This window comes from Streptomyces sp. NPDC007088, from assembly GCF_042869355.1.
Taxonomy (GTDB): Bacteria; Actinomycetota; Actinomycetes; order Streptomycetales; family Streptomycetaceae; genus Streptomyces.
Map to the genome: position 1 here is coordinate 86,745 of NZ_JBIAFO010000008.1, position 25,600 is coordinate 112,344.

20 protein-coding genes and 3 pseudogenes are annotated in these 25,600 nt (G+C 73.1%); 12 read left to right on the forward strand and 11 right to left on the reverse strand.

The annotated features are described in order from the left end of the window. Positions 1 to 116 precede the first annotated feature (116 nt). Positions 117 to 1,016, forward strand: coding sequence for a LysR family transcriptional regulator (locus tag ACFYMP_RS14965; protein ID WP_388856228.1), 900 nt, complete (start codon positions 117 to 119; stop codon positions 1,014 to 1,016). Positions 1,017 to 1,308: 292 nt separating this feature from the next. Continuing rightward, positions 1,309 to 2,034 carry a histidine phosphatase family protein gene (locus ACFYMP_RS14970; RefSeq protein WP_388856722.1) on the forward strand — a complete coding sequence of 242 codons (726 nt, stop codon included), beginning with the start codon at positions 1,309 to 1,311 and terminating at the stop codon, positions 2,032 to 2,034. A 178-nt stretch (positions 2,035 to 2,212) separates the two neighbouring features. Here the strand turns inward: ACFYMP_RS14970 and ppdK are convergent, their stop codons facing one another. Both ppdK and ACFYMP_RS14980 read right to left on the reverse strand, forming a co-directional pair. Beyond that, the gene (gene ppdK / locus ACFYMP_RS14975; RefSeq protein WP_388856725.1) at positions 2,213 to 4,906 is read right to left on the reverse strand and encodes a pyruvate, phosphate dikinase; all 2,694 of its coding nucleotides are present in this window, start codon (positions 4,904 to 4,906) and stop codon (positions 2,213 to 2,215) included. A 662-nt stretch (positions 4,907 to 5,568) separates the two neighbouring features. Beyond that, complete coding sequence (locus ACFYMP_RS14980; protein ID WP_388856231.1) at positions 5,569 to 6,807, reverse strand: ROK family protein; 1,239 nt, start codon at positions 6,805 to 6,807, stop codon at positions 5,569 to 5,571. Positions 6,808 to 6,957: 150 nt separating this feature from the next. Here ACFYMP_RS14980 and ACFYMP_RS14985 point away from each other — a divergent pair, with 150 nt between their 5' ends. Then, positions 6,958 to 8,736, forward strand: a complete 1,779-nt coding sequence (locus tag ACFYMP_RS14985) for a hypothetical protein (RefSeq protein ID WP_388856234.1) — start codon at positions 6,958 to 6,960, stop codon at positions 8,734 to 8,736. Next, positions 8,733 to 10,685, forward strand: coding sequence for a glycogen debranching N-terminal domain-containing protein (locus ACFYMP_RS14990; RefSeq protein ID WP_388856237.1), 1,953 nt, complete (start codon positions 8,733 to 8,735; stop codon positions 10,683 to 10,685). Before ACFYMP_RS14985 ends, ACFYMP_RS14990 begins: the two co-directional genes overlap by 4 nt. Before the next feature lie 68 nt (positions 10,686 to 10,753). Here the strand turns inward: ACFYMP_RS14990 and ACFYMP_RS14995 are convergent, their stop codons facing one another. Further along, positions 10,754 to 11,215 (reverse strand): nuclear transport factor 2 family protein, encoded by a 462-nt coding sequence (locus ACFYMP_RS14995; protein ID WP_388856240.1) that lies wholly within the window; start codon positions 11,213 to 11,215, stop codon positions 10,754 to 10,756. 154 nt (positions 11,216 to 11,369) lie between these two features. Here ACFYMP_RS14995 and ACFYMP_RS15000 point away from each other — a divergent pair, with 154 nt between their 5' ends. The 5 genes and pseudogenes from ACFYMP_RS15000 to ACFYMP_RS15020 all read left to right on the forward strand — a co-directional run. Next, positions 11,370 to 12,101, forward strand: coding sequence for an SDR family oxidoreductase (locus tag ACFYMP_RS15000; RefSeq protein ID WP_388856243.1), 732 nt, complete (start codon positions 11,370 to 11,372; stop codon positions 12,099 to 12,101). Positions 12,102 to 12,218: 117 nt separating this feature from the next. After that, a pseudogene (locus tag ACFYMP_RS15005) lies at positions 12,219 to 12,479 on the forward strand (helix-turn-helix domain-containing protein); the annotation flags it as partial. Positions 12,480 to 12,534: 55 nt separating this feature from the next. Continuing rightward, positions 12,535 to 12,966, forward strand: a complete 432-nt coding sequence (locus ACFYMP_RS15010; protein ID WP_388856728.1) for a DUF5753 domain-containing protein — start codon at positions 12,535 to 12,537, stop codon at positions 12,964 to 12,966. Between the two features lie 47 nt (positions 12,967 to 13,013). Continuing rightward, a complete protein-coding gene (locus ACFYMP_RS15015; RefSeq protein ID WP_388856246.1) occupies positions 13,014 to 13,745 on the forward strand; it encodes an RHS repeat-associated core domain-containing protein in 732 nt (243 codons plus the stop codon). A 389-nt stretch (positions 13,746 to 14,134) separates the two neighbouring features. Then, positions 14,135 to 14,470: pseudogene (locus ACFYMP_RS15020) on the forward strand (transposase); the annotation flags it as partial. Here ACFYMP_RS15020 and ACFYMP_RS15025 read toward each other — a convergent pair. The 4 genes from ACFYMP_RS15025 to dusB form a co-directional block, all read right to left on the reverse strand. Beyond that, positions 14,454 to 14,777, reverse strand: coding sequence for a transposase (locus ACFYMP_RS15025; RefSeq protein ID WP_388856249.1), 324 nt, complete (start codon positions 14,775 to 14,777; stop codon positions 14,454 to 14,456). The pseudogene ACFYMP_RS15020 and the gene ACFYMP_RS15025 overlap by 17 nt on opposite strands. A gap of 84 nt (positions 14,778 to 14,861) precedes the next feature. Next, positions 14,862 to 15,668, reverse strand: a complete 807-nt coding sequence (locus tag ACFYMP_RS15030; RefSeq protein ID WP_388856252.1) for an SAM-dependent methyltransferase — start codon at positions 15,666 to 15,668, stop codon at positions 14,862 to 14,864. 174 nt (positions 15,669 to 15,842) lie between these two features. Continuing rightward, positions 15,843 to 16,574 (reverse strand): leucine-rich repeat domain-containing protein, encoded by a 732-nt coding sequence (locus ACFYMP_RS15035; RefSeq protein ID WP_388856255.1) that lies wholly within the window; start codon positions 16,572 to 16,574, stop codon positions 15,843 to 15,845. A gap of 7 nt (positions 16,575 to 16,581) precedes the next feature. Then, positions 16,582 to 17,733, reverse strand: coding sequence for a tRNA dihydrouridine synthase DusB (dusB, locus tag ACFYMP_RS15040; protein ID WP_388856258.1), 1,152 nt, complete (start codon positions 17,731 to 17,733; stop codon positions 16,582 to 16,584). 235 nt (positions 17,734 to 17,968) lie between these two features. Between dusB and ACFYMP_RS15045 the strand changes: the two genes are divergently transcribed. Both ACFYMP_RS15045 and ACFYMP_RS15050 read left to right on the forward strand, forming a co-directional pair. Then, complete coding sequence (locus tag ACFYMP_RS15045) at positions 17,969 to 19,408, forward strand: MFS transporter (RefSeq protein ID WP_388856731.1); 1,440 nt, start codon at positions 17,969 to 17,971, stop codon at positions 19,406 to 19,408. 102 nt (positions 19,409 to 19,510) lie between these two features. Then, complete coding sequence (locus ACFYMP_RS15050) at positions 19,511 to 21,010, forward strand: alpha/beta hydrolase (protein WP_388856261.1); 1,500 nt, start codon at positions 19,511 to 19,513, stop codon at positions 21,008 to 21,010. A 42-nt stretch (positions 21,011 to 21,052) separates the two neighbouring features. Here ACFYMP_RS15050 and ACFYMP_RS15055 read toward each other — a convergent pair whose 3' ends face one another. Further along, on the reverse strand, positions 21,053 to 22,018 hold the full coding sequence (locus ACFYMP_RS15055; protein WP_388856264.1) for a helix-turn-helix transcriptional regulator: 966 nt from the start codon (positions 22,016 to 22,018) through the stop codon (positions 21,053 to 21,055). Between the two features lie 185 nt (positions 22,019 to 22,203). On the opposite strand from ACFYMP_RS15055, the gene ACFYMP_RS15060 reads away from it, so the two are divergent. After that, complete coding sequence (locus tag ACFYMP_RS15060) at positions 22,204 to 23,595, forward strand: MFS transporter (protein WP_388856734.1); 1,392 nt, start codon at positions 22,204 to 22,206, stop codon at positions 23,593 to 23,595. A 30-nt stretch (positions 23,596 to 23,625) separates the two neighbouring features. Here the strand turns inward: ACFYMP_RS15060 and ACFYMP_RS15065 are convergent, their stop codons facing one another. From ACFYMP_RS15065 to ACFYMP_RS15075, 3 genes and pseudogenes are all read right to left on the reverse strand, one after another. Then, positions 23,626 to 23,769, reverse strand: a complete 144-nt coding sequence (locus tag ACFYMP_RS15065) for a hypothetical protein (protein WP_388856758.1) — start codon at positions 23,767 to 23,769, stop codon at positions 23,626 to 23,628. Between the two features lie 166 nt (positions 23,770 to 23,935). Beyond that, positions 23,936 to 24,166 (reverse strand): DUF6243 family protein, encoded by a 231-nt coding sequence (locus tag ACFYMP_RS15070; protein WP_388856267.1) that lies wholly within the window; start codon positions 24,164 to 24,166, stop codon positions 23,936 to 23,938. Positions 24,167 to 24,426: 260 nt separating this feature from the next. Next, positions 24,427 to 25,596 (reverse strand): annotated as a pseudogene (locus tag ACFYMP_RS15075) (ThuA domain-containing protein); the annotation flags it as partial. Positions 25,597 to 25,600: the final 4 nt, after the last annotated feature.

Here is a 25,600-nt window from a genome sequence, read left to right on the forward strand (position 1 = left end):
GCGGGAGGGAGTGGGCGGCGACCGGCTTCCGGAATCCTCGCGACGCTCCGCCGGTTGCGGAAGCGGGATGTGCCGATGGCACCATCGGGGGGACCGATGGAGGGGGAGGACGGACCATGGAACTGCGTCACCTGCGAGCGTTCCGGGCCGTGGCCGGGACGCTCAACCTCACGCGCGCCGCCGCCGAGCTGAACTACGCGCAGTCGAGCGTGACGGAGCAGATCCAGTCGCTGGAGGCCGAGTTGGGCGTGCGCCTCTTCGACCGCGCGCACCGCAGGCTGTCCCTCACCCCCGCCGGTGAGCGGCTGGTCGAGTACGCGGACCGGATGCTGCTGCTCGCACGGGAGGCGCGGGCCGCCGTCGGCGAGGAGGCGCGGGAGCCGAGCGGAGTGCTGACCGTCGGCGGACTGGAGACGCTGTGCGCGCACCGGCTGCCCGCCGTGCTCGCCCGCTACCGCGGGCTGTACCCGCGGGTGCGGGTGACCGTGCGCCAGGGCGGTCGCGGCGAGGTGTACGACTGGGTGCGCCGCGGAGAGGTCGATGTCGCGCTCACCTACGGCGCGGCCCCCGGCGACAAGCTGACGACCAGCGAGAGCCTCGGCACGGAGCGCCTGGTGGTCGTCGCCCCGCCCGGTCACCGCCTCGCGTCGGCCTCGCGGGTGAGCGGCCGGGACCTGCGCGGCGAGCCCTTCCTCGCGACCCCGCCGGGCTGCGGTTTCCGGGAGATGCTCGACGCGCTGATCCGCGCTCTGGGCCCCGGGGCGCCCGTCGTCGACACCGAGGTCGCGAGCCTGGCCGCGCTGTGCCGGTGCGTGGCGGCCGGTATGGGCTGCGCCCTGCTGCCCGAGACGGCCGTGGCGGGGCCCGCGTCCCGCCACGAGGTCGCGGCCGTCCCGCTGGTGGGCGAGGAGGCCGCGCGGACGGACGTCACGATGACGTGGTGGCACGGGGCCGAGCACGCGCGGGCGAGCGTCCCGGCCTTCCTGGCGACGGCACGCGCCGCCCTCGTGCCGTAGGCCGTACCGCTGTTCCGGCGGCGCCCCGGTGTCGTCGGCGCTCCTGTGGGACGTCGGGAGCTACGGTGACCTCGGCGCCGGCCGGGAGACCGGTGGCGCCCCCGCGCCGGCCGCAGAAGGGACGATCCCGCGTGGACGACCTCGTCGAGCTGTCCCGCCCCGGGGCGGCCCCGTCCCCCTCCCTCCCCGTCCAGCCGCCCGCGTGGGCCCGGGTGGGTGCGCGGTGAGCGGTACGCGTACGGCGGCAGGGCCGGGTCCCGGTCCGGAGCCGGGCCGCGGGGCGGGTGCGAGCCTGGTCCCGCCCTGCCCGCTCCGGGCGCTGTGGGCCGTCCGCCACGGCCAGAGCGTGGCCAACGTCGCGTTCGCCGCCGCCGCGGAGTCCGGGGCGCCGGACCCGGTGCCGGGGCGTGACCGTGACATCCCCCTGACCGCCGAGGGCCTCGCTCAGGCCGGGGCGCTGGGCGCCCGGCTGGCGGACCAGGCCCCCGGCACCGGACCCGATCTGGTGATCTGCTCTCCTTACACCCGCGCACGGCAGACCTGGCAGGCGATGGCGGACAGCGCGGCGAAGCGGGGTGCGGCGCCGCTGGACATGCTGATCGAGGAGAGGCTCCGCGACCGCGAGACGGGCGTCTTCGAACTGCACCCGCCCTCCGCCGTACGGGCCCGCGCGCCGCACGAGGCGGCGCGGCGCGCGCTGTTGGGCGACTGGTGGTACCGGCCGCCCGGGGGTGAGTCCTTCGCGGATGTCGCCCTGCGCGTCGGCCAGTTCCTCACCGACCTGGGCCGCGCCGCCCCCGGGCGCCGGGTCCTGGTCGTCGCGCACGACGGGGTGGTCCTCGCCCTGCGTCACGTGCTGACCGGCATCGGCGCCACCGCCCCGGAGCACCTGCCTCCCGTACCGAACGCCTCGGTCTCGCACTGGCGGGGCGACGGCCAAACGCTCCGGCTGACCAGTTGGGGCGACACCGCTCACCTGGACCCACCGGGCACCGCGGAGGGCACGCCCTCGGCCTGAGGGCGGGGGCGGGTTCCCGGCGGCCCGCCGTGCCCGGCGCCTCCCGGCCGTAGGGGGGGCGCGGCGCACCGAAGGGCGGCGCCTCCGCACAAGGCGCCGCCCTTCCTCTTACGTGCCCGGGGCCGCCGCCGGTCCCGTGAGGGTGGGCGGAACGGGCGGCGGCCCCGGGGTCAGGTGGTCAGCGGGTCGAGTCCGAGGACGGCGTGGCCGCGGCGCGGGCCGCCTCCAGGCGGGCGACCGGGATGCGGAAGGGGGAACAGGAGACGTAGTCGAGGCCGACCTCGTGGAAGAAGTGGACGGACTCGGGGTCGCCGCCGTGCTCCCCGCACACGCCGAGCTTGAGGTCGGGGCGGGTGGCCCGGCCGGCCTTCGCGGCGTCGGCGACGAGTTTGCCGACGCCCTCGCGGTCGATGGTCTCGAACGGGGAGACGCCGAAGATGCCCTTCTCCAGATAGGCGGTGAAGAAGCTGGCCTCGACGTCGTCGCGGGAGAAGCCCCACACGGTCTGGGTGAGGTCGTTGGTGCCGAAGGAGAAGAACTCGGCGGCCTCGGCGATCTGCCCGGCGGTCAGCGCGGCGCGCGGCAGTTCGATCATCGTGCCGAGCGACAGCCTGAGCTGGACGCCGCTCGCGGCCTCGACCTCGGCGATGACCTGCTCGGCCTCCTCGCGGACGATCTCCAGTTCCTGCACGGTGCCGACGAGCGGGATCATGACCTCCGCGCGCGGGTCGCCCTTCGCGGCCTTGCGACTGGCCACGGCCTCCGCGATGGCCCGTACCTGCATGGTGAACAGGCCGGGGATGACGAGGCCGAGCCGGACCCCGCGCAGTCCGAGCATCGGGTTCTGCTCGTGCAGCCGGTGCACGGCCTGGAGCAGGCGCAGGTCGTTCTCGTTGGAGTCCTTGCGGGCCTCGGCGAGCGCGACGCGCACGGAGAGTTCGGTGATGTCGGGCAGGAACTCGTGCAGCGGCGGGTCCAGCAGCCGCACGGTGACCGGCAGTCCGTCCATCGCCTCGAACAGCTCCACGAAGTCCTGCTTCTGGAGCGGCAGGAGCTGTTCGAGGGCCTTCTCGCGCTCGGCGTCGGTGTCGGCGAGGATCAGCGTCTCGACCAGGGTGCGGCGTTCCCCGAGGAACATGTGCTCGGTGCGGCACAGGCCGATGCCCTGGGCGCCGAAGCGGCGGGCGCGCAGGGCGTCCTCGGCGTTGTCGGCGTTGGCGCGTACGCGCAGCCTGCGGGTGCGGTCGGCGTAGGCCATGATCCGGTGCACGGCCTCGACCAGCTCGTCGGCCTCCTCGGCCCCGGCGTGCATGCGGCCCTCGAAGTACTCGACCACCGGGGAGGGCACGACGGGGACCTCACCGAGGTAGACCTTGCCGCTGGAGCCGTCGATCGAGACGAGGTCGCCCTCCTCCACGACGGTGCCGGAGGCGGTCGTCATGCGGCGCCGCTTGGTGTCGACCTCCAGGTCCTCGGCGCCGCACACACAGGTCTTGCCCATGCCGCGGGCGACGACGGCGGCGTGCGAGGTCTTGCCGCCGCGCGAGGTGAGGATGCCCTCGGCCGCGATCATCCCGTCGAGGTCGTCGGGGTTGGTCTCGCGGCGGATCAGGATGACCTGTTCGCCCGAGCGCGACCACTTGACGGCGGTGTACGAGTCGAAGACGGCCTTGCCGACGGCCGCGCCCGGCGAGGCGGCGATGCCGCGGCCGACGACCTCGGTGCGCGCCTCGTCGTCGAAGCGGGGGAACATGAGCTGCGCGAGCTGGGCGCCGCTGACCCGCTGGAGCGCCTCCGCCTCACCGATGAGGCCCTGGTCGACGAGCTGGGTCGCGATGCGGAAGGCGGCGGCCGCGGTGCGCTTGCCGACGCGGGTCTGGAGCATCCACAGCTTGCCGCGCTCGATCGTGAACTCGATGTCGCACAGGTCCAGGTAGTGGTTCTCCAGCGTCGCCATGATCCGCATGAGCTCGTCGTACGAGGGCTTGTCGATCCGCTCCAGATCGGCGAGCGGCACGGTGTTGCGGATTCCGGCGACGACGTCCTCGCCCTGCGCGTTCTGCAGGTAGTCGCCGTAGACGCCCTGGTGGCCGCTGGCCGGGTCGCGGGTGAAGGCGACGCCGGTGCCCGAGTCGGGGCCGAGGTTGCCGAAGACCATCGAGCACACGTTGACGGCGGTGCCGAGGTCGTGCGGGATGCGCTCCTGACGGCGGTAGAGCTTGGCGCGGTCGGTGTTCCACGAGTCGAAGACCGCGTGGATCGCGAGGTCCATCTGTTCGCGCGGGTCCTGCGGGAAGGGCCGTCCGGCCTCGCGCTCGACGAGCTTCTTGTACTGCTTGACGAGCTTCTTGAGGTCGGCGGCGTCGAGTTCGACGTCGGTCGCGACCTTCTTCGCTCGTTTGGCCGCCTCCAGCGCCTCCTCGAAGAGGTCGCCGTCCACGCCGAGCACGGTCTTGCCGAACATCTGGATCAGCCGCCGGTAGGAGTCCCACGCGAAGCGCTCGTCCCCGGCCTGGGCGGTCAGCCCCGCGACGGAGGCGTCGGACAGGCCGATGTTGAGGACGGTGTCCATCATCCCGGGCATCGAGAACTTGGCGCCGGAGCGGACCGAGACGAGCAGCGGGTCCTCGGCCTGGCCGAGCCTCTTGCCCATCGTGGCCTCCAGCGCGTCGAGGTGGGCGCTCACCTCGTCGCGCAGGGCCGCGGGCTCCTTGCCGCTCTCCAGGTACGTCTTGCACGCCTCGGTCGTGATGGTGAAACCGGGCGGGACGGGCAGGCCGAGGTTGGTCATCTCGGCGAGGTTCGCGCCCTTGCCGCCGAGCAGGTCCTTGAGATGACGGTTGCCCTCAGTGAAGTCGTAGACGAACTTCACCGTCCCGGTGTCCGGTCCGGTGGTCTTCCGTACCGCGGGGTTATCCGTGCTCTTCGCTTGTGACGACACAGGACTCGACTCCTCGCCCTTCCGACTGCCCTGACGGCGAGGAACATACCCAGATCGAAGGCCCGGCGGTACGTGCGCTTGCGTGTCCTGGGGCCGGAACCAGCCGTCTGCCAGCAGATCGAAAGTGGGAGGGGTGGAAGCACGGACCGGGCCGGGCTTCACTACTTCGAATCGGAATATGTCATTCCGGTTAATTCCGCTCACATGAGCGCCACTCCCCGGCATATGAGTTCACGAGTTGAACGCTACCGTCATGGCACTCAGTGCCATTCTTAGGGTCCTGAATACGCCCCCAACTCGCTCATGTGAGCAATAGCCCCCTCAAGCGTGGCGGGAATCACGTGCCTCCGGGGCGGGCTCTCCCAGCATGCGGACGGCCCGGGGGCGCACCCGGGGCGCTCCTGTCATCCCGTGCCGTTCGCGGCCCCCGCCCTCAGCCCCGACACGGGGCCGGCTTCCGGGACCGGGAAACGGCCGGCCGGGTGTCGCCCGTTCGCGCCGCCACTCACTCAGCGTGACGAGAACGAGGGGAAGACGAGGGAAGGGGTGAGACGAGGGGAAGGGGGAGAAGGGCGGAGGGAGAAGGGCGTGGGTCAGAGGCCCATCGCGGCCAGCCGCCGCTCGGCGCGGGCCGGCTCGTACAGGTGCTCCACGACGAGCGCCCCCGCTCCGGCGAGCGCCGCCCGCTCGCCGAGCCGCGAGGTCACGATCTCCAGCCCGGCCGTGCTGCGCGGCAGCGCCCGCTGGTAGAGGAGTTCGCGTACGCCGGTGAGGAAGGGGGTGCCCGCGAGGTCGCCCGCGATCATCAGCACCCCGGGGTTGAGCAGCGTCACGACGGTGGCCAGCACCTCGCCGACCCGGCGGCCCGCCTCGCGGGCGAGGCCCGTCGCCTCGGGATGCCCGTCGGCGAGCAGGAAGCGGACGTCGGAGCCGGAGGAGGCGGGCACCCCGGCCTCGGTGAGCCGCCGGGCCAGCGCCCGGCCGCTCGCGACGGCGGCGAGGCAGCCGTAGGAGCCGCACGCGCACAGCACCCCCTCCCCCTCGGGGACCCGGATGTGCCCGATGTCACCCGCTCCCCCGTCCACCCCCCGGTAGATCGCGCCGTCCACGACGACCCCCGCGCCGATCCCGGTGGAGACCTTGACCAGCGCGAAGGCGGAGCAGTCCGGGTATCCGGCGCGCTGCTCCCCGTACGCCATGAGGTTCGCGTCGTTGTCGACGAGGACGGGCAGGGGCCCGGGGGCGAGGCCGGTCGCGGTGTCCCCGGCACCCCCGCCGGCCCCGGTGGCCTCCGCGAAGGCCCGCCGTATTCTTCCGCGTATGTCGTACTCGTCCCAGCCGGGCATGATGGGCGGCTGGACGACCCGGCCCGACCCCCGGTCAACAGGCCCCGGCACGGCGAGACCTATCCCACACACGGTGTCCGGGGAGGCCCCGGACTTCTCCAGCAGGCGCCCGAACCAGAGGCCGAGTTCACCGAGGACGGCCTCGGGGCCGTCCTCGACGCGCAGCGGCCCGGTGTGCTCGGCGAGCAGTTCGCCGGAGAGGCCGAGGACGGCGGCACGGGCATGTCTGGTCTCCAGGTCGGCGGCGAGGACGACGGCGTGCCGGTCCTCGAACTCCAGGCGCACGGAGGGGCGTCCGCCGAGGGGTGAGACGCCGGGGCCGGGCGCGCCCTCGCGCAGCCAGCCGGCCCGGAACAGCCGGTCGAGACGCTGTCCGACGGTGGCCCGGGACAGGCCCGTGACCCGCTGGAGCGCGCCGCGCGTCGTGGCCGTACCACTGCGCACCAGATGGAGCAGGTCCCCGGCGCTCGCCTGGTTCCCGGCCATGTCCAACCCCCTTGCGTTTGGCAACTCCGCATTACATATTGAGTTTTGCGTGTTAAATAGACGTAACCCTACGGTACCCAGTACCGCTCTTCCGGGCTGCCCGCTGCCCGGACCGTCTCCGGACCTCTCGGGGGAGAACACGTGGAGCGCATGTCCCGAACCACCACCCGCCGCAGTCTTCTCAACGCCGACTCCCCTCCCGGTGGCCACACGCTCTCCCCGGCACAGCCTCCCCCCTCCGCACCGGCCGCGACCAGCGGCTCCGCACGGATCGCATCCAATATCACCCCGGGCACGGTCCTGGACGCGCCCTCCGGCGCGGCCCCGGACGCGGGTACGGCGGCGGGCCGGCTGTGGGCCGGGGCGGCGGAGGTGCTGGCGGAGAACTGGACGGGGACCTCGACGGTGCCCTCGCGCGGCCTGTACCCGCACCAGTGGTCCTGGGACTCGGCCTTCATCGCGATCGGCCTGCGCCACCTGTCGCCCTTACGCGCCCAGCGGGAGCTGGAGACGCTCTTCGCGGCGCAGTGGGCCGACGGCCGGGTGCCGCACATCGTCTTCAACCCCTCCGTACCGCTCGACGCGTACTTCCCGAGCCCCGATTTCTGGCGCTCCTCCTCGGCGGAGGCGGCGCCCGGCGCCCCGGAGACCTCGGGCATCGTGCAGCCCCCGGTGCACGCCCTCGCGGTGTGGCTCGTGCACCGCGCCGCCCCGGGCCTCTCCGCCTCGCGCGGCTTCCTGGAGCGGATGTACCCCCGGCTGGCGGCCTGGCACCGCTATCTGCTGGAGTGCCGGGACCTGGGCGGCGGCGGCCTGGTGTCGGTGGTCCACCCGTGGGAGCAGGGCATGGACAACAGCCCGAGCTGGGACGCGCCGCTGTCCCGTGTCGTACCGGCCGAGGCCCGTTCGTACCGCAGGGCCGATCTCGACCACGGCGCCCCGGAGGACCGTCCCACCGATCTCGACTACGGGCGGTACGTGCGGCTCGCGGCCGAGTACCGCGACCGTGGTTACGCGGACGACGCGGCGCCCGGTTCGGGGCTCGGCGGCGGGGGCCTGTTCGCGGTGGAGGATCCCGCGTTCAACGCGCTGCTGATCGCCTCGGAGTACGCCCTCGCCGAGATCGCCGGGGTCCTCGGCGGCGCCCCCGGCCCCCGCAGGGAGCGGGCCCGGCGGCTCACCCGGGCCCTGGTGACCCGGCTGTGGGACGGGGAGGCGGGGATGTTCCTGTGCCGGGATCTGGGCGCGGAGCCGTCCCCGGCGGGGCACGCCCCCGTACCCGCGCAGGCCGGGGAGCCGCTTGCGGAGACGGCCCCGGTGCGGGCCGCGGGACCGCGGGGCGGCGCGGCGGCGTTCGCGACCGGGGAGGCCGCGGCGGCGCTCGCGCCCGGGGAAACGGTCCTGCGGGACACCGTCCGCTCGCGGCCGGGTTCTGCCGGGGAGACGGCCGCCGGGCTTGGGCCGGCGGTCCCGGAGAAGGTGGCGGCCGGCACGCAAAGAGGCGGGGACCCCCGGCCGCTCGTGCGGGAGCGCGGCGTCTCGGGCCTGATTCCGCTCCTGCTGCCGGAGCTGCCGCGCGAGGTGGTCGCGGGGCTCGTGGACACGGTGTCCGGCCCCCGCTTCGGGCTGGGCGGGCCTGCCCGCATGGTGCCGAGCCACGATCTGACCTCACCGGCCTTCGACCCGCAGCGCTACTGGCGGGGACCGGCCTGGTTCAACATCAACTGGCTGCTCGAACGCGGTCTGCGCGCGCACGGTGAGCGGGCCCGCGCGACGGAGTTGCGCCGGGCGCTGCTGGAGACGGCGGGCGCCACGGACTTCGCGGAGTACGTCGATCCGTATACGGGGCGGGGGTGCGGGGCGCGCCGGTTCGGCTGGACGGCGGCCCTGACCCTCGACCTGCTGGCCGAGGGAGGGACTGAGGGATGACGGCACGCTCAGCACAGCACGTACTGGTCCACGGGGCGACGTTCGCGGCCGTGGACGCGGCGGGGGACATCACCGGGGTACGGGGAAGTTCGCCGGACGGCCTGTTCGTCCACGACGCCCGCCATCTCAGCCGCTGGCAGCTGACGGTGGACGGGCGGGTGCCCGAGGTCCTCGTGCCGTCCCGCGGCGGGGACACGCTGCGCGCGGTGCTGACCCCGCGCGGCGGGCGGACCGATCCGCCGCCGTACACCGTCTTCCGTGAACAGGCCGTCGTGGACGGTGTGTTCGTGGAGACCTTACGGATCACGAGCAACCGCCCCGCGCCGCTCTCCGTGCGGGTCGGGCTGACGGTGGACGCGGACTTCACCGATCAGTTCGAACTGCGCTCGGACTTCCGGACGTACAGCAAGACGGGCGCGGTGCGCGGCCGGAAGGTGCTGGACGAGGGCGGCCTCGAATTCACCTACCGCCGGGGCGACTGGAGTTCGGCGACCAGCGTGACCGCGCGGCCCGCGCCGGAGGCGGTCGAGGAGACGGGGACGGGCGCGCGCCGCCTGGTGTGGACCCTGGAGCCGCAGCCGCAGGGCTCGGCCGAGGTGAGCCTGCGGGTCCTGGCCCGCCCCCACGGCCTGCCGGAGCAGCGCACCGCCCCGCACAGCCCGGCGGAGGCGGCCCGCCAACTCGCCGACGAGGCGGCCGCGTTCGCGGCGGACTCGGTGGAGACCGCGCTCACGGCGGGCCGGCCGGAGCTGGGCGCGGCCTGTACGCGCGGACTCGCGGACCTCGCCTCGCTCCAGGTACCGGCGCGCGGACCGGACGGGGAGGAGGTGCGGGTCCCGGCGGCCGGAGCCCCCTGGTTCCAGGCCCTGTTGGGCCGGGACGCGCTGCTGACCTCGCTGTTCCTGCTCCCCTACCGCGCGGCCCCGGCGGCGGCGACGCTCGCCGCGCTCGCGGCGACGCAGGCGACGGAGAAGACGGAGGGGCTGGTCGCGCAGCCCGGGAAGATCGTGCACGAGGTGCGCCACGGCGAACTGGCGCACTTCGGCCAGGTGCCCTTCGGCCGGTACTACGGCTCGGTGGACGCGACCCCGCTGTTCCTGGTCCTGCTCGGCGCGTACACGGAGCGCACGGGCGATCCGGCGCTCGCGCGGCGCCTGGAGAAACACGCCAGGGCGGCGGTCGGCTGGATGCTGGACCACGGCGGGCTCACCTCGCGCGGCTACCTCGTCTACCGCGCCGACGAGGGCGGTCTCGCCAACCAGAACTGGAAGGACTCCCCGGGCGCGATCTGCTCGGCGGACGGCAGCCGGCCGAGCGGCCCGGTGATGGCCGCGGGCGCGCAGGGCTACGCCTACGACGCGCTGCGCCGCACCTCCCACCTGGCACGGGCCGTGTGGGGCGACGAGGTGTACGCGGACCTGCTGGAGCAGACCGCCCTCGACCTGCGGGACCGTTTCCAGCGGGACTTCTGGATGCGGGACCGCGCGTTCCCCGCGCTGGCCCTGGACGGCGAGGGCCATCAGGTCGACGCGCTCGCCTCCGACGCGGGTCACCTGCTGTGGTCGGGCCTGCTGGACAAGGAGTACGGGGAGGCGGTGGGCCGCAGGCTGCTGGAGCCGGACTTCTTCTCCGGCTGGGGCGTGCGGACACTCGCCGCCGGGCAGCCCGCCTACCACCCGCTGTCCTACCACCGGGGTTCCGTCTGGCCGCACGACAACGCCCTGATCGCCCTGGGCCTGGCCCGCTACGGCCTGCACGACGAGGCGTCGAGGATCGCGCGCGCCCTGACCGAGGCGGCGTCCGCCGACGGCCACCGCCTGCCCGAGGTCCTCGCCGGCTACAGCCGCGAGGAGTACCCCTCCCCCGTCCCGTACCCGCACGCCTGCACCCGCGAATCGCGTTCGGCGGCGGCCCCGCTGGCCCTGCTGACGGCGGTGGGGGCGGGCTGAGCGGGCCGGGCCGCGCGGGTCGCCTTCCCGGGGGCGGGCGGTGGTCCGCGCGGTGACCGGCCGGGGGCTCAGCCCTCGCTGACGCCCGGCGGCGGCTGGCCCTTCGTCCAGATCGGGCGGACGGTCAGGCGGGTGAAGCGCCAGCCGTCCGGGGTGCGGTGGAGTTCGGCCTCGAAGCGGCCGCCCACGAGGAACAGGGGGTCGGCCCGCTCGCCGCGTTCCCGGAGCGTGGCCTCGCGGTGGACGTGGGTCATCAGGGCGTTCCAGGAGGCGGTGGCCCGCCCCGCCCCCTCCGCCGTGTCGGTGATGACCCCGGAGGCGAGGTGCTGGGTGCGGTCGAAGCGGCGCAGGGCCCGCTCGGTGGCGCGGACGGCCTCGGCGCCCTGGTCCACTCCGACCGGCATCTCCATGCGCGCCTCGTCCGTGAAGAAGTCCCTGGCCCAGCCCGCGGCGAACTCCCGTGCGTCCAGTGCCCGGAAGTACCGGTCGACGAGTGCGCCGATCTCCGCGTGATCCGTGTGTGTGGTCATGATCGCAGCCTCCGTCATCAAGCGGGCTTGAGGTCAAGTCCGGGAACGCCAGGTCGGAATGCTGCCAGCATCCGGGGCCCCGCCCCGCTGTCATTGAACAAGCAACGACTTGCTGACGACTGACAGCGGACAACGGCTACGGACGGCGGAACACATGAACGGCAAGGTGGCACTGGTGACCGGCGGCAGCCGGGGGATCGGCGCGGCGAGCGCGCTGCGGCTCGCGCGGGCCGGGGCGGACGTGGCGGTCACGTACGTCGAGGGCAAGGAGGCGGCCGAGGAGGTCGTGCGGGAGGTCCGGTCCCTGGGGCGGTACGGGGTCGCCCTGCGGGCCGATTCCGGGGACGCGGCCGAGGCGGCCGAGGCGGTGACCCGCACGGTACGGGAACTGGGCCGCCTGGACGTCCTCGTCAACAACGTGGGCGTGGGCCTGCTGGGCCCGCTGGAGAGCCTGACCCCGGCCGACGTGGACCGGGTGCTCGCCGTCAACGTGCGCGGCGTCTTCCTCACCTCGCGGGCGGCGGCCGCCGTACTGCCCGAGGGCGGCCGCGTCATCACGATCGGCACCTGCATGACCCAGCGCGTACCGGGCCCCGGCGGGACCCTGTACGCGATGAGCAAGTCGGCGCTGATCGGCCTGACGAAGGCGCTGGCACGGGAGTTGGGCGGCCGTGGCATCACGGCGAACATCGTCCACCCCGGGCCCACCGACACCGCGATGAACCCGGCGGACGGCCCCTACGCGCAGAACCAGTCGGCCATGACCGCCCTCGGCCGCTTCGGCACCGCCGACGAGGTCGCCGCGACGGTGGCCCACCTGGCGGGCCCGGCGGGGGCCTACATCACCGGCGCCGAGTTCTCGGTGGACGGGGGGCACGGGGCGTAGGGGGCGGCCGGGGAGGGGCGGCCGCTCGATCCGCGCCCCTCACCCCCTCGCCGCACGCTCGTTCGACGTGACGGTTCTCCTTCCGCGTCGGGGCCCTCGTACGGGTGCGAAGTACGGGTGACGGAGGGTGGACCCGCTCGGCGTCTCGTAGGTTGGGACCGATGCCGCACATGCGACGGCAATGCGCAACTTGCGCACAAGGGACGAGCCTTGAGCACCGACGAAGAGTTCAAGATCCTCACCTGGGAGTACTTCGGCGAGGAGCTGAAGCGCGCCAGGACGGCGGCCGGTCTCGCCCAGTCCGGACTGGGCAGCCTGGTGTTCGTCTCGGCCGGTTACATCGCCCAGTTCGAGACCGGCCAGCGCAAGCCGCAACAGCATCGCGGAGTTCGCCCCGACCGTCGTGCCTGGACTGCTGCAGACCACGGACTACATGCGGGCAACCCTGATCGAGGCCCAGCCGTTCGCCGCCTTGGAGTACTTCCGAGAGCAGATCGCCGTGCGGCTCAAACGGCAGGAGATTCTGCGCGACGCGGCGCGCCCTCAGTTCTGGGTCATCCTCCATGAACATGTCCTGCGGCTACCGGTCGGAGGACACGCAGTGATGGCCGCGCAATTGCAGCACATCGCCGCCCTGGCTTCGCACGGGGACATCGTCCTCCAGGTGCTGCCGACCGCCGAAGGTGCCCACGCCTCGATGGGCGCGATGCTCACCCTGATGGAGTTCGAGGACACGCCGCCGGTGGCTTACACAGAGACCTCGTCCTCCGGAACTCTGATGGCAGCACCGACCAGTCGCTCGCGTATGATGCGGCCAACCAGATCACCACATCCGGCTACAGCTACGACGCCAAGGGCGGCCTGACCAAAACCCCCAAGCTGTCGGAGCTCACCTACGACGCGGCCGGCCGCATGAGCACCGCCAAGACCGGCAACGGCACGTACACCTACGCCGATGAGGACGCCAACGAGCTCACCCACCAGACTACGGACAAGGGCGAGGACGTCGACTACGTGTACGGCGCCCCGGACCAGTACGGGATGCCGGTGGTCGAGCAGGTCGAGCTGAAGGAGGGCACGGCCTACATCGACCACGACCCCACCACCGGCCAGCCGTTGTCCCTGCGCACCACGAACGGGTACGAGGCGTACTACATCGTCGACGGCATCGGAAACCCGGTGCAGTTCATCAACCAGTCCACCGACCAGTCCGGCGATCTTCGACTACACGATCCCTACGGCGCCGTCCAGATCGACAAGCCCACCGGCACCGCCGCCGTCCAGAACCCCTACCGCTTCGTCGGCGGCACCTACGACCGCACCACCGGCTACGTGAAATTCGGCCGGCGCTGGTACGACCCGACCACCGGCCGCTTCACCACCCAAGACCAGTACAGCTTCCTCGGCGACCCTGCACGCGGAAACCGTTATGCCTATGCAGGCGGCGATCCGATCAACAACACTGATCCGAATGGTCAGTGGTCTATTACGGACGCGATGAGCGTCGGGCTTGCCGTGGTGGGGGTTGCCGCGGCGACCCCCACGGGTGGAGCTTCGCTGAGTGCGCTTGGCGCGGCCGGCCTGATCGGCGCCGAGGCAGGCTTCGGCCTTTCGCTTGGATGCGGTCTGTCCGATGAGTGCTGAGGAGAGATGAGCAAGTGGCAGCAACGCGATCTTCTACAGTATCGGCAGTTCTGGTTCTAGCACTAGCAGCTGCGGTGATCTCCAGTGCATTTTCCGGGGGGGCGCTTAAGATAGCGCTCCTGTCGGCAGCGGGAATTGCGGCCATAGCGCTTATAGTGGCACGCTTTGCCCGGCGTTCTTAGAGTCCGAGAAATCGGCTAGTAGCCGATTCCATTCCGGTGGGTCGAAAGCGATAGTGCTTCCGGCCTCCGGAATTTTAGCAATGCGCATGACCTGTGGATCGGCCTCGGGCTGAACGCGAAGGGCGTACCTTCCCGAGTGATCGACTTCTGGTCATCGAGTAGGCCGACGTTGCACCGTCGGCCGCGAAGGCACGCCCGTGCTGCGTAGTGAATGCCGATGGAACGGCCGAGAGCGGCTCCCTGATCGACGACATCGTTCGCGAGGGTGCGAGGCGGATGCTGGCCGCCGCCCTGGAGGCTGAAGTCAACGCCTATATAGCCGAGTTGGCTGACCAGCGCGGGGAGAGCGGGCACCGCCTGGTCGTCCGCAACGGCTATCACCAGCCGAGGAAGGTCACGACCGCAGCCGGGGTGGTCGAGGTGAAAGCCCCGCGGGTGAACGACAAGCGCGTCGACGAGGCCACCGGCGAGCGCAAGCGGTTCTCCTCGGCCATCCTGCCACCGTGGTGCCGCAAGTCCCCGAAGATCAGCGAGGTTCTGCCTTCGGGAACCCGGTGTCGTCCACCACCCACACCTGCGGCCGCACCACCGCCACTGCCCGGCGGGCCAGCCTGGCGCGGACGATGTCCACCGGCCAGGTCGACGAGGTCATGAACTGCTGCAACTGCTGATGGTCCACGCCGAGCCGTCCAGCCATCGGCTGCATCGACTTGCGACGCCCGTCCAGCAGCGGGCCTCGCAGGTACAGCCCGCCCTTCACTCGCTGATCAGCACGCGCTAGAGGCGCGAACACCTCCCTCGCGAACTCCTCCAACCGAGCCCGACACGCGGCAAGTTCATCCACCCTCATACCAGCAGGAAACCACCAGAACGACCACCTGCCCAAAGACGTAACAAAGCCCTACTAGGAGCGGCCCCCGGGCCCGCCGCCCGGTTACGGCTTGCGCCCCACGAACCCCCACTGCTCCAGGGGTTCCCCGGTCGGCGGTTCCTCGGGGCGCCACAGGCTGATCGAGCCGAAGCCGGGGTCGAGGACGTCGAGGCCCTCCGTGAAGCGGGCCATCTCCTCCTTGGGGCGGGAGATGTACGGCATCGCGCCGCCGTCCGCGTAGTCGTCGGAGGCGGCCTTGGACTCGGGTGTCTCGATGGTGTCGCACTGCACGAGGTAGCTGCCGGAGGGCAGCGCGTCGAGGTAGGAGCGGAGCAGGGCGTGGGCCTCGCCGCTGTCGGCGACGTGACCGAGGGTGGACATGATCAGGACGGCGACCGGCCGGCTGAGGTCCAGGGTGCGGGCCGCCTCCTTCAGCACGGCACGCGCGTCCGTGAGGTCGCCGTGCACGTAGTCGGTGGCTCCCTCGGGGCCACTGGTGAGCAGGGCCCGCGCGTGGGCGAGGACGATCGGGTCGTGGTCGACGTACACGATCCGGGAGGTGGGCGCGGCCTCCTGCGCGATCTCGTGCGTGGCGTTGGCTGTGGGCAGGCCCGTACCGAGGTCGAGGAACTGCCGGATTCCGGCCTCGGCGGCCAGGTACCGCACCGCGCGCGCTTGGAACTTCCGTGAGGCACGGGCGATCTCGATGATCTGCGGGTACAACTCGGCCATGCGCTGGCCGAGTTGGCGGTCCGCCTCGTAGTTGTCCTTGCCGCCGAGCCAGTAGTTCCACATCCGCGCGGAGTGCGGGACGCTCGTGTTCAGGCTCTCCTCCATGTGGCGTAGGCGGTCTTCCAGCGGCGAACTCATGACGTCGTCTTCTCTCGGTAATCAACTCGGCGACAGCACCAGCGGGGTTGGGCGTGTCCTGCCGTCCCCGGGATGCTCATGATCCCCCAAGGCCCCACCGGACACCAGGGTTTCCCTGGGTTCGCCGGTCCGGCTCGGTCCGCCTCGTGTGCACCGGTCCCGCCCGGCCGCCCCTCAGGTCCACACCACGCACCCGCGCGCTTCCAGCTCCCCGCGTACGCCCGCCTCCGCCTCCGCCTCCGCCGCCGCCCCCGTCCAGCGCAGGTCGAGTCGTTCCAGCGCGGGCAGCCGGGTCAGCCAGCGCGGCAGGGTGGTCAGCGGGTTGCCGCGCAGGTCGAGTTCGCGCAGCAGGGGAAGGCCCGCCAGGCAGGCGGGGACGCTCGTGAACCGGTTGTCGCGCAGTTCCAGGCGGCGCAGTGCGCGCAGCTTTGCGAAGGTGGCGGGCAGGGCGGTCAACGCGTTGCCGCGCAGCCGCAGTTCGCGCAGCCGGGTGAGCCGGCCGAGCGAGTCGGGCAGGGTGCGCAGGTGTGCGTGCTGGGCGTGCAGTTCGAGGAGGGCGCTCAGGCCGCCGAGCGCGGCGGGGAGCGCCGTCAGGGGGTTCTCGCCGATGTTGAGGTAGCGCAGGGCGGTGAGCGCGCCCAGGCTGTCGGGGAGTGCGGTGAGGCGGTTGTCGTGCAGGTAGAGGCAGTCGCTCAGGGAGGTGAGCGCGCCGAGTTCCTCCGGCAGTCCGGTGAGCAGGTTGTGGCCGAGGTCGAGGGTGCGCAGGGCGCGCAGGCGCCCTACGGCGGCGGGCAGTGCGGTCAGTTCGTTGTCCGCGAGGATCAGGGTGGTGAGGCCGGTGCGCTCCCACACCTCCTCGGGGACCCGCCCGCAGTGCCGCTTCCAGAGGTCGAGCGTGTCCCCCACCCCCGCGTCAGCCCCCCGAGGTGTCCGACTCGGCGTCCTCCGTGAGGGTCGCGCAGTCCCACGGGTCGTTCAGCCAGCCGTCCGGGAGGGCGACGCGGTTCTTGCCGGAGGTGCGGCCACGGGGGCCCTCGGCGGCGCTCGGCCAGGGCTGGTCGAGGTCGAGGGCGGCGAGCCCTTCGGCGAGTTCCGCGAGGGAGGAGGTGATCGCGAGCCGTTTGCGCATCTCGGAGCCGACCGAGAAGCCCTTGAGGTACCAGGCGACGTGTTTGCGGAAGTCGATGACGCCGCGCGCCTCGTCGCCCAGCCACTCGCCGAGCAGGGTGGCGTGGCGCAGCATGACCGCCGAGACCTCGCGCAGGGAGGGGGCGGCGGGCGCGGCGGTGCCCTCGAAGAGGGCGACGAGGTCGCCGAAGATCCAGGGGCGGCCGAGGCAGCCGCGCCCCACGACCACTCCGTCGCAGCCGGTCTCGCGCATCATGCGGACCGCGTCCTCGGCGCTCCAGATGTCGCCGTTGCCGAGCACCGGGATCTCGGGGACGTGCTCCTTGAGGCGGGCGATCGACTCCCAGTCGGCGGTGCCGCCGTAGTGCTGGGCGGCGGTGCGGCCGTGCAGGGCGATCGCGCTGATGCCCTCCTCGACGGCGATCCGGCCCGCGTCCAGCGCGGTGAGGTGGTCCTCGTCGATGCCCTTGCGCATCTTCATGGTGACCGGCAGGCCGTCCGCGCCGGTCACCGCCTCGCGCAGGATGGCGCGCAGCAGGTTGCGCTTGTAGGGCAGGGCGGAGCCGCCGCCCTTACGGGTGACCTTCGGCACGGGGCAGCCGAAGTTCAGGTCGATGTGGTCGGCCAGGTCCTCCTCGGCGATCATGCGGGCGGCCTTGCCGACGGTGGCCGGGTCCACTCCGTAGAGCTGGATCGAGCGGGGCGTCTCGCTCGGGCCGAAGCGGACGAGCTGCATCGTCTTCTCGTTGCGCTCCACCAGCGCCCTCGTGGTGATCATCTCGCTCACGAACAGGCCCTTGCCGCCGCTGAACTCCCTGCACAGGGTGCGGAACGGCGCGTTGGTGATGCCCGCCATGGGGGCGAGCACGACGGGCGGCTGGACGGTGTGCGGGCCGATCGTCAGCGGGGTGGCGACGGCGGGGAGCGCAAGGGACATGGAGTCATTGTCCCGCACTCGGCCGCGGCCGGTGTTCCGGTGTCCACAGCACCGATTTATTAGTTAGTTAACCGTACTATCGACTAGGCTTGCCGCCATGCCCGAAACGCCCGCCTCCCCGAGCGCCGAGCCGCCCGCCCCCGGTGCCTCCCCCGGCAGCCCCTCCCCCGGTGCCCCCCTCCCCGGCAGCTCCTCCCCGGGGGGCTCACCCCCCGTCCTGAGTCACCGGCGCCGGATGCTGGTCCTCGCGATCTGCTGCATGAGCCTGCTGATCGTCAGTCTCGACAACACCGTGCTGAACGTCGCCCTGCCCTCGATGCAGCGCGAGCTGCACGCGAGCGTCTCCGGGATGCAGTGGACGATCGACGCGTACACCCTGGTCCTCGCCTCGCTGCTGATGCTCTCGGGCTCCACCGCCGACCGGATCGGCAGGCGCCGTGTCTTCCGTATCGGGCTGCTCGTCTTCACGCTGGGCTCGGCGCTGTGCTCCGTCGCGCCCAGCCTGGAGCTGCTGATCGTCTTCCGGATGGTCCAGGCGGTCGGCGGCTCGATGCTCAACCCGGTCGCCATGTCGATCATCACCAACACCTTCACCGACCCGCGCGAGCGGGCACGGGCCATCGGGGTGTGGGGCGCGGTCGTCGGCGTCTCGATGGCGGCCGGTCCGCTGATCGGCGGTCTGCTCGTGGACTCGGTCGGCTGGCGGTCGATCTTCTGGGTCAACCTGCCGGTGGGTGTCGCGGCGCTCGTCCTCACGGCGCGCTACGTGCCCGAGTCCCGGGCCGCGCGGGCGCGCCGCCCCGACCCGGTCGGGCAGCTCCTCGTGATCGCCCTGCTCGGCGCGCTGACCTTCGGCATCATCGAGGCGCCGGACGCGGGCTGGACCTCGCCGCTCATCCTGTCCTGCGCGGCGGTGGTCGTCCTGGCCCTGCTGGGGCTGGTGCGCTACGAGGGGCGGCGCCCGGAGCCCCTGATCGACCTGCGCTTCTTCCGCAGCGCCCCGTTCAGCGGGGCCACGGTGATCGCGGTGTGCGGTTTCTCCGCGCTGGCCGGTTTCCTGTTCCTGAACACGCTGTATCTACAGAACGTGCGGGGCCTGAACGCGCTCGACGCCGGGCTGATGATGCTCCCGATGGCCGCGCTGTCCTTCGTGTGCGCGCCGCTGTCGGGCCGCCTCGTCGGCTCGCGCGGCACCCGCGTGCCGCTGCTGATCGCGGGCGCGGCGATGACGGCGAGCGGCGCGGCCTTCGCCGGCTTCGACGCGCAGGAGCACACGTGGAGCCTGCTGACCGGCTTCGCCCTGTTCGGTCTCGGCTTCGGCTTCATCAACGCGCCGATCACGAACACGGCCGTCTCGGGGATGCCGCGCGCCCAGGCCGGGGTCGCGGCGGCCGTGGCCTCCACGAGCCGGCAGACCGGCTCGACCCTCGGCGTCGCCGTCATCGGCGCCGTGATCGCCTCCCGCATCGACCCCTCCTCCTACGCCGCGACCTTCTCCGGCGCGGCCCGCCCCGCGTGGTGGGTCCTGACCGGCTGCGGGGTGGCCGTCCTGCTCCTGGGCCTGCTCACCTCGGGCGGCTGGGCGGCGGGCACGGCCCGCCGTACGGCACGGCGCCTCGCGATCGAGGACGCCGAGCCCGCGAGCCCCGCCCAGGCCGGCGTCGCCGGGAACTGACCCCGCCCGGCCCGCCCCCCACACGTACGGGGGAACGCCCCCGGCCGCACCGGCCCGGCAGCCGGATGGGAGGGGGCCGACCCGGTCCGCGAGGCTCGTCCCATGACCACGACACGCACCCAACGCGCCCTGTTCCTCGGCCTGTCGGCCGCCGCCGTCGCCACCACGCTGTCCCTCACCGCGCCCCCGGTGACGGCGGCCGGCCCGGCCCCCGAAGCGCTCTCCTGGCGGCCCTGCGCCAAGGCGGCCGGGCCGGCCGGTCAGGAGTGCGCCGAGCTGTCCGTACCGCTCGACTACCGCAGACCGCAGGGGCGCGCGCTCACCGTGGCCGTGTCCCGGCTGCGCTCCGGCCGGCCCTCCGAGCGGCGCGGCACGCTCCTGCTGATCCCCGGCGGTCCGGGCGGCTCGGGGGTGGCGCGGATCACGCAGCAGGGCGAGGCGCTGCGCGCCGCCACGGGCGGGGCCTACGACCTCGTGAGCCTCGATCCCCGTGGGGTGGGCGGCAGTTCGCGCGCGAGCTGCGGTCTGGAGGCGGGCGACCGCTTCCTCTCGACGCTGCGGTCCTGGCCGGGCGCGGACGGCTCGGTCGACGAGAACCTGGCCCGCGCCCGTCGTACGGCCGCGGCCTGCGACCGCGACGGCGGGGAGGTGCTGCGCAGCCTGTCGACGGCCAACGAGGTGCGCGACATCGACCGGCTGCGGGCCGCGCTCGGCGAGGAGCGGCTGTCGGTGTGGGGCACCTCCTACGGCACGTACGTCGGCGCGGTGTACGCCCAGGAGTACCCCCGGCGCACGGACCGCGTCGTGCTGGACAGCAGCGGCGACCCGGACCCGGCGCGGGTCGCGCGGGGCTGGCTCGCGAACATGGCCCGCGGCGCCGCCGACCGCTTCCCCGACTTCGCCGCCTGGGCGGCCGATCCGGCGCGCGGCCGGGAACGGATCGCCGAACACCCCCGCGACGTCGAGCCGTTGTTCCTGTCACTCGCCGCGCGACTGGACCGCTCCCCCAAGGAGTCCACGACCCCGGGCACCCCGCTGACCGGGAACGGGCTGCGGCAGGCGCTACAGAGCGCGCTGTACGACGACGACCTGTTCGCCTCGTTCGCCGGACTGCTGCGGCAGGCCCAGGACCCGGCGCTCACACCGGAGTTGCCGCCCGAGCTGGCGCGGCCCCTGCCGCAGGAGGACGCGGCGGTCTCGATCGGCGTGATCTGCAACGACGTGCGGTGGCCCGCGTCCGTGCCCGCCTACCGCGCGCGGGTGGCGCGGGACCGGGCGCGGTACCCGCTCACGGCGGGGATGCCGGCCAACATCACGCCGTGCTCCTTCTGGAAGAACCCGCCGGCCCAGGAGCCGGTACGCCTGAACGCGCACGGCCCGTCGAACATCCTGATGATCCAGAACCTCCGCGACCCGGCCACCCCGTACGCGGGCGCCCTGCGGATGCGGGCGGCGCTGGGCGGGCGGGCCCGGCTCGTGAGCGTCGACAGCGGTGGCCACGGGGTCTACCTGAACAACGGCAACGCCTGCGGGGACCGGACGGTGACCGAGTTCCTGACGAGGGGCCGCCGCCCGTCGGGCGACGTCCGCTGCCCCGCCTGACCTCCCCGGCCGGGCGGGAGGCGCCCGGTCCGGTCGCGGTCCTCAGGCCGCGACCGGCGCCGCCGCCGGTTCCCGCTCGCCGTCTCGCTCCTCCTTCTCCCGTGCCAGGAGCAGGAGTTGTCCGAGCCTGTGCCGGCTCTCCTCGTCGGCGGGCACGTAGGTGACGAGGCGGGGGCCGTCCGCCGGGCCGAGCCACAGATCGGTGTGGACGAGGCTGAGCGGGCCGACCTCGGTGTTGCGGAAGTGCTTGGTCCTGGAGCGGGGCGCGAGCACCTCGTGCCGCTCCCACACCTCGCGGAACTGGGGCGACTCCATGAGCCTGGCCAGCATCGCGCGCCAGGCCGGCTCCGCGAGGTGGTCGGCCATCGAGGCGCGGAACTTGGCGGCCATGGCCCGTACGGTGCCGTCCAGCTGGGTGAGCGAGGAGCGCCAGCCCTCGTGGGTGAGGGCGAGGATCATGCAGTTGCGGTCCTCGGGAGCCACCGTGTCCAGGTCGCACAGCAGCCGTCCGAACACCCTGTTGTACGCGAGGATGTCGTACCGGCTGTTCTGCACGCAGGCCGCGACCGGTTCCAGTTGCTCCAGCAGCGCCCGCACCGCCGGGGTGATCGAGGGGCAGGGCGTGCCGGGGGCCGGGTCCACGGCGCCGCCGAGCCGGAAGAGGTGGGCGCGTTCGCTCGGGTCGAGCAGCAGGGCGCGGGCGACCGCGTCCAGGACCTGCGGGGAGACCTGGATGTCCCGTCCCTGTTCGAGCCACGTGTACCAAGTGACCCCGACGGCGGCGAGCTGCGCGACCTCCTCGCGGCGCAGCCCCGGCGTCCGGCGCCTGCGCCCGCGCACCAGCCCGACCTGCTCCGGGGTGATCCGCTCCCGGCGGCTGCGCAGGAAGGTGGCCAGCTCGCGGCGGCGGGCCCGCGTCTCGTCCTGCGACGCGGGGCCGGGCAGCGGGGCGGGGGCGGGCCCGGGGGCCGGGAGGACCTGGACCGATCCCGTCGTCGTACGCGTCATGCCTCCAGCCTGCCGCACACCGGCGGTCAGGGCCAGGGACCCAGCCAGGTGGGCCCAGTACCCGTATAAGAAGACTCTGGTACCCCTTTCGCGAGGGGCGCAGGCTGCCTTGCGTGAGTGACACCAACGTAAGTGAGAGCGGAACGCGCGCGGCGTCCCCGGGGGCGGACCCCGGGCCGGTCGTCGTGGCGCACGGGGCGGTTCTGGGTTCCGCCGGACTGTTCACCGTGCTGCTGGGGGCGGCGCTGCCGCTCGTCGACTTCTTCATCGTCAACGTGGCGCTGCCGGACATGGGCCGGGACCTGGGTGCCGGGGAGGCGACGCTGGAACTGGTCGTCGCCGGGTACGGGGTCGCGTACGCCGTGCTGCTGGTGCTCGGCGGGCGGATCGGGGACCTGTTCGGGCGGCGGGCGCTGTTCCTCGTGGGGATGGCGGCCTTCGGGCTGACCTCGCTGGCCTGCGGTCTGGCGCCGACGGCGGGCGTCCTGGTGGGCGCGCGGGTCGCGCAGGGCGCGGCGGCGGCGTTCATGCTGCCGCAGGTGCTCGCGACCATTCAGTCCACGACGGCCGGGGCGCGCCGCGCGAAGGCCATGAGTCTGTACGGGGCGACGGCGGGGCTGTCCATGGTCGCCGGCCAGATCCTGGGCGGGGTCCTCGTCTCCGCGGATGTCGCGGGGCTCGGCTGGCGGGCGATCTTCCTGGTCAACGTGCCGGTGGCGGCGGTGGGGCTGCTGTGCGCGGTGCGCTCGGTGCCGGAGACGCGGTCGGCCGCGCCCGCCCCGGTGGACCTGCCCGGTACAGCTCTGCTGGCGGTGGGGCTCGTGACGCTGCTGCTGCCGCTGACCGAGGGCCGGGCGGCCGGCTGGCCGCTGTGGACCTGGGTGCTGCTCGCCCTGTTCCCGTGCGCGGCGGCCGCCTTCCTGGCGGTGGAGCGGCGCGCGGACCGGGCGGGCCGTACGCCGCTCGTCCCGCCGAGTCTGTTCCGGATCGTGTCGGTGCGCCGCGGGCTGCTGATCCTGGTGCCGTTCAGCATCGGCTTCGGCGGGTTCATGTTCGTGGTGGCGGTGGCGCTCCAGCGGGGCCTGCGGATGGGCCCGGTCGAGGCCGGTCTGTCGCTGACCCCGGCGGCGGTCGCCTTCTTCTTCGGCTCGCTGGCCGGTCCCCGGCTGGTGCGCCGTTTCGGGAGCGCGGTGGTGACCGCGGGCGCGCTGCTCCAGGCGCTGGGCCTGGGCGTGGTCGTGGTGACGGTCCACGCGGGCTGGCCGGAGCTGGGTGTGCTCGGTCTGGCGCCGGGGATGGTGCTGACCGGTCTCGGCCAGTCCTTCCAGCTCCCGGTGGTCATGCGGATCGTGCTCTCCGAGATCCCGGCGGAGCGCGCGGGGGTCGGGGGCGGGGTCATGACCACGACTCAGCAGGCCGCCCTGGCCCTGGGCGTCGCGACCTTGGGCACCCTGTTCCTGTCCCTGGCCCCCTCCGCCGGGATGGGCACGGCCCTGGTCACGACCCTGCTGGTGCAGATCGGGGCGGTGCTGCTGACGGCGGGGCTGAGTGCGCGGTTGCCGAGGGCGTTGGTGTGAGGGAGCGGGCCGGGTGGCGCCCGCCGGCCGTCACTGGCACTTGCCGTCCGCCGGTCCGTACCGCCGCCGGATGTCCAGCACCTCACGCAGAGCGCTGTTCACCGTCTCCCCCTCGGCGCTGGTTCCGAGGGCTCGCGCCACGTCGGCCGCCGGTCCGCCGTCCGGACCGGTCACCGTTCTGCTCGTACGGTCCACCCTGCGTCGGCGCGTAAGCCACTGGTGTCGTCAAGGACATACGCGGTCCGCGAAGCGGCCTTGGGAACACGACGACCGCCCGGCCCCCAGGGCCGGGCGGTCGCTCGTGCGGTGGTGCTGTGGGCCCTCGCGGGCCCGGCTCGCGTCAGCTGTTGCGCTCGCCGCCGCTCTCCTGGGCCTGGTCCGTCGCGGACTCCGGCTCCGGGTCGGGCTGCGGGGTGCCGGTCAGCTTCTCGCGCATCTTGCGGGCCAGCTCCTGCTTGTGGTCCTCGGCCGCGCGACGGTCGGCGGGGCCGGTGTGGCCCGCCTGGCCGGGCCTGGGCAGCTTGCCGCGCTGGCCGCCTACGCCCAGAAGGTTGTTTCGGCTCTTCGCCATGTGTCCTGCTCCGATCGATGAGGACCGCGCCACGGCAGCGCGCCGCTCGGGCGCGGTGAAGGGTGGGGGAACGACGGAAGGGGGCGGTCAGGGGCGGGGTCGCTTGCCCCGGGCCTCCGCCGCGCTCTCACTCGTAGATCGGCGTCATGAAGAACATGGGTCAGACGGTACCGCGTCACCGGCGGGCCGCGCACCGCGTTTTGCGCGGTGCCGCCCGCCGGGGACCAGAAGCCCTACCGCGCGGCCCCTCCTTCCGCCGCCGTCAGCGAGAAGCTGTCGATGTCGAAGAGGGAGCCCCCGCCGCCCGAGAAGCGCAGGAAGAGCGGGCCCTCACCGCCCGCGGCCAGCGGGGTGGAGACGGTCGTGAAGGTCTCCCAGGAGCCGGTCGGCGCGACCGCGACGCTGCCCAGTTCGGGGCCGGTGGCCGAGCCCGCGTGGACGTGGATCGTGCCGCCCGCTCCCGCCGAGGACACCTTCGCGGTGAAGGAGGCCGCGCCGTCGGTGGCGACGTCGGCGTACCCGGCCCAGTCGCCGTCCTCGATGTAGCCGAGGGTCGCCCCGCCGCTCGCCGCCGCGTGCCCGGCCGCCTGGACGCCCGACCCGGAGCTGAAGGACTCCGCCTCGACCGTCGCGGGCTGGGTGCCGCCGCCCTCGGGGGGCGTGCAGTCGGCCTCGGCCTGACCGGCCGCGTACTGGAGCCCGCCGAGCAGCAGCTTCCGGAAGTCCGGGTCCGCGTACGACTCGTTCGTGTGGCCGAGCCCGGTGTAGAAGGACCGGCCCTCCTCCTGCGGGTGGCACCAAGTGATGGGGTGGTCCCCGCCCATCGAGCCGCCCTCGTACGTGGACTCGTCGAGGCTCTGGAGGACGCGCACCTGATCGCGGGGGTTGGTGCGGTAGTTGTACAGCTCGTCGTTGTGCAGCCAGGTCGGGCCGAAGTGCCGGGTGGCCGGGTGGTCGTGGTCCTCGGTCACGACGGTCGCGTCCTGGATGGCCGGGTGGCTCTGGAACCAGGCGCCGACGAGCTGCCGGTAGTAGGGCCAGTCGTACTCGGTGTCGGCGGCGGCGTGCACGCCGAGGTAGCCGCCGCCCCCGTCCACGTACGACTGGAGGGCGTTCTGCTGGGCGTCGTCGAGGACGTCGCCGGTGGTGCTGAGGAAGACGACCGCCTCGTACCCGGCGAGGTTCTGCGGGGTGAAGGCGGCGGCGTCCTCGGTCGCGGTCACGGTGAAGTCGTTCTCCGCGCCCAGTTCCCTGAGCGTCGCGACGCCGGTGGGGATCGAGTCGTGCCGGAAGCCGGCGGTCTTGGAGAAGACCAGGACCTCGTACGGGTCGGCCGCCGCGCCCGCCGTGGCCGGGGCCACCAGGGCGCCCGTGAGGGCGAGCGTGGCGAGGGCCGCCACGCGTCTGCCGAGGCGTCGGTGCTGTGTCATCGCG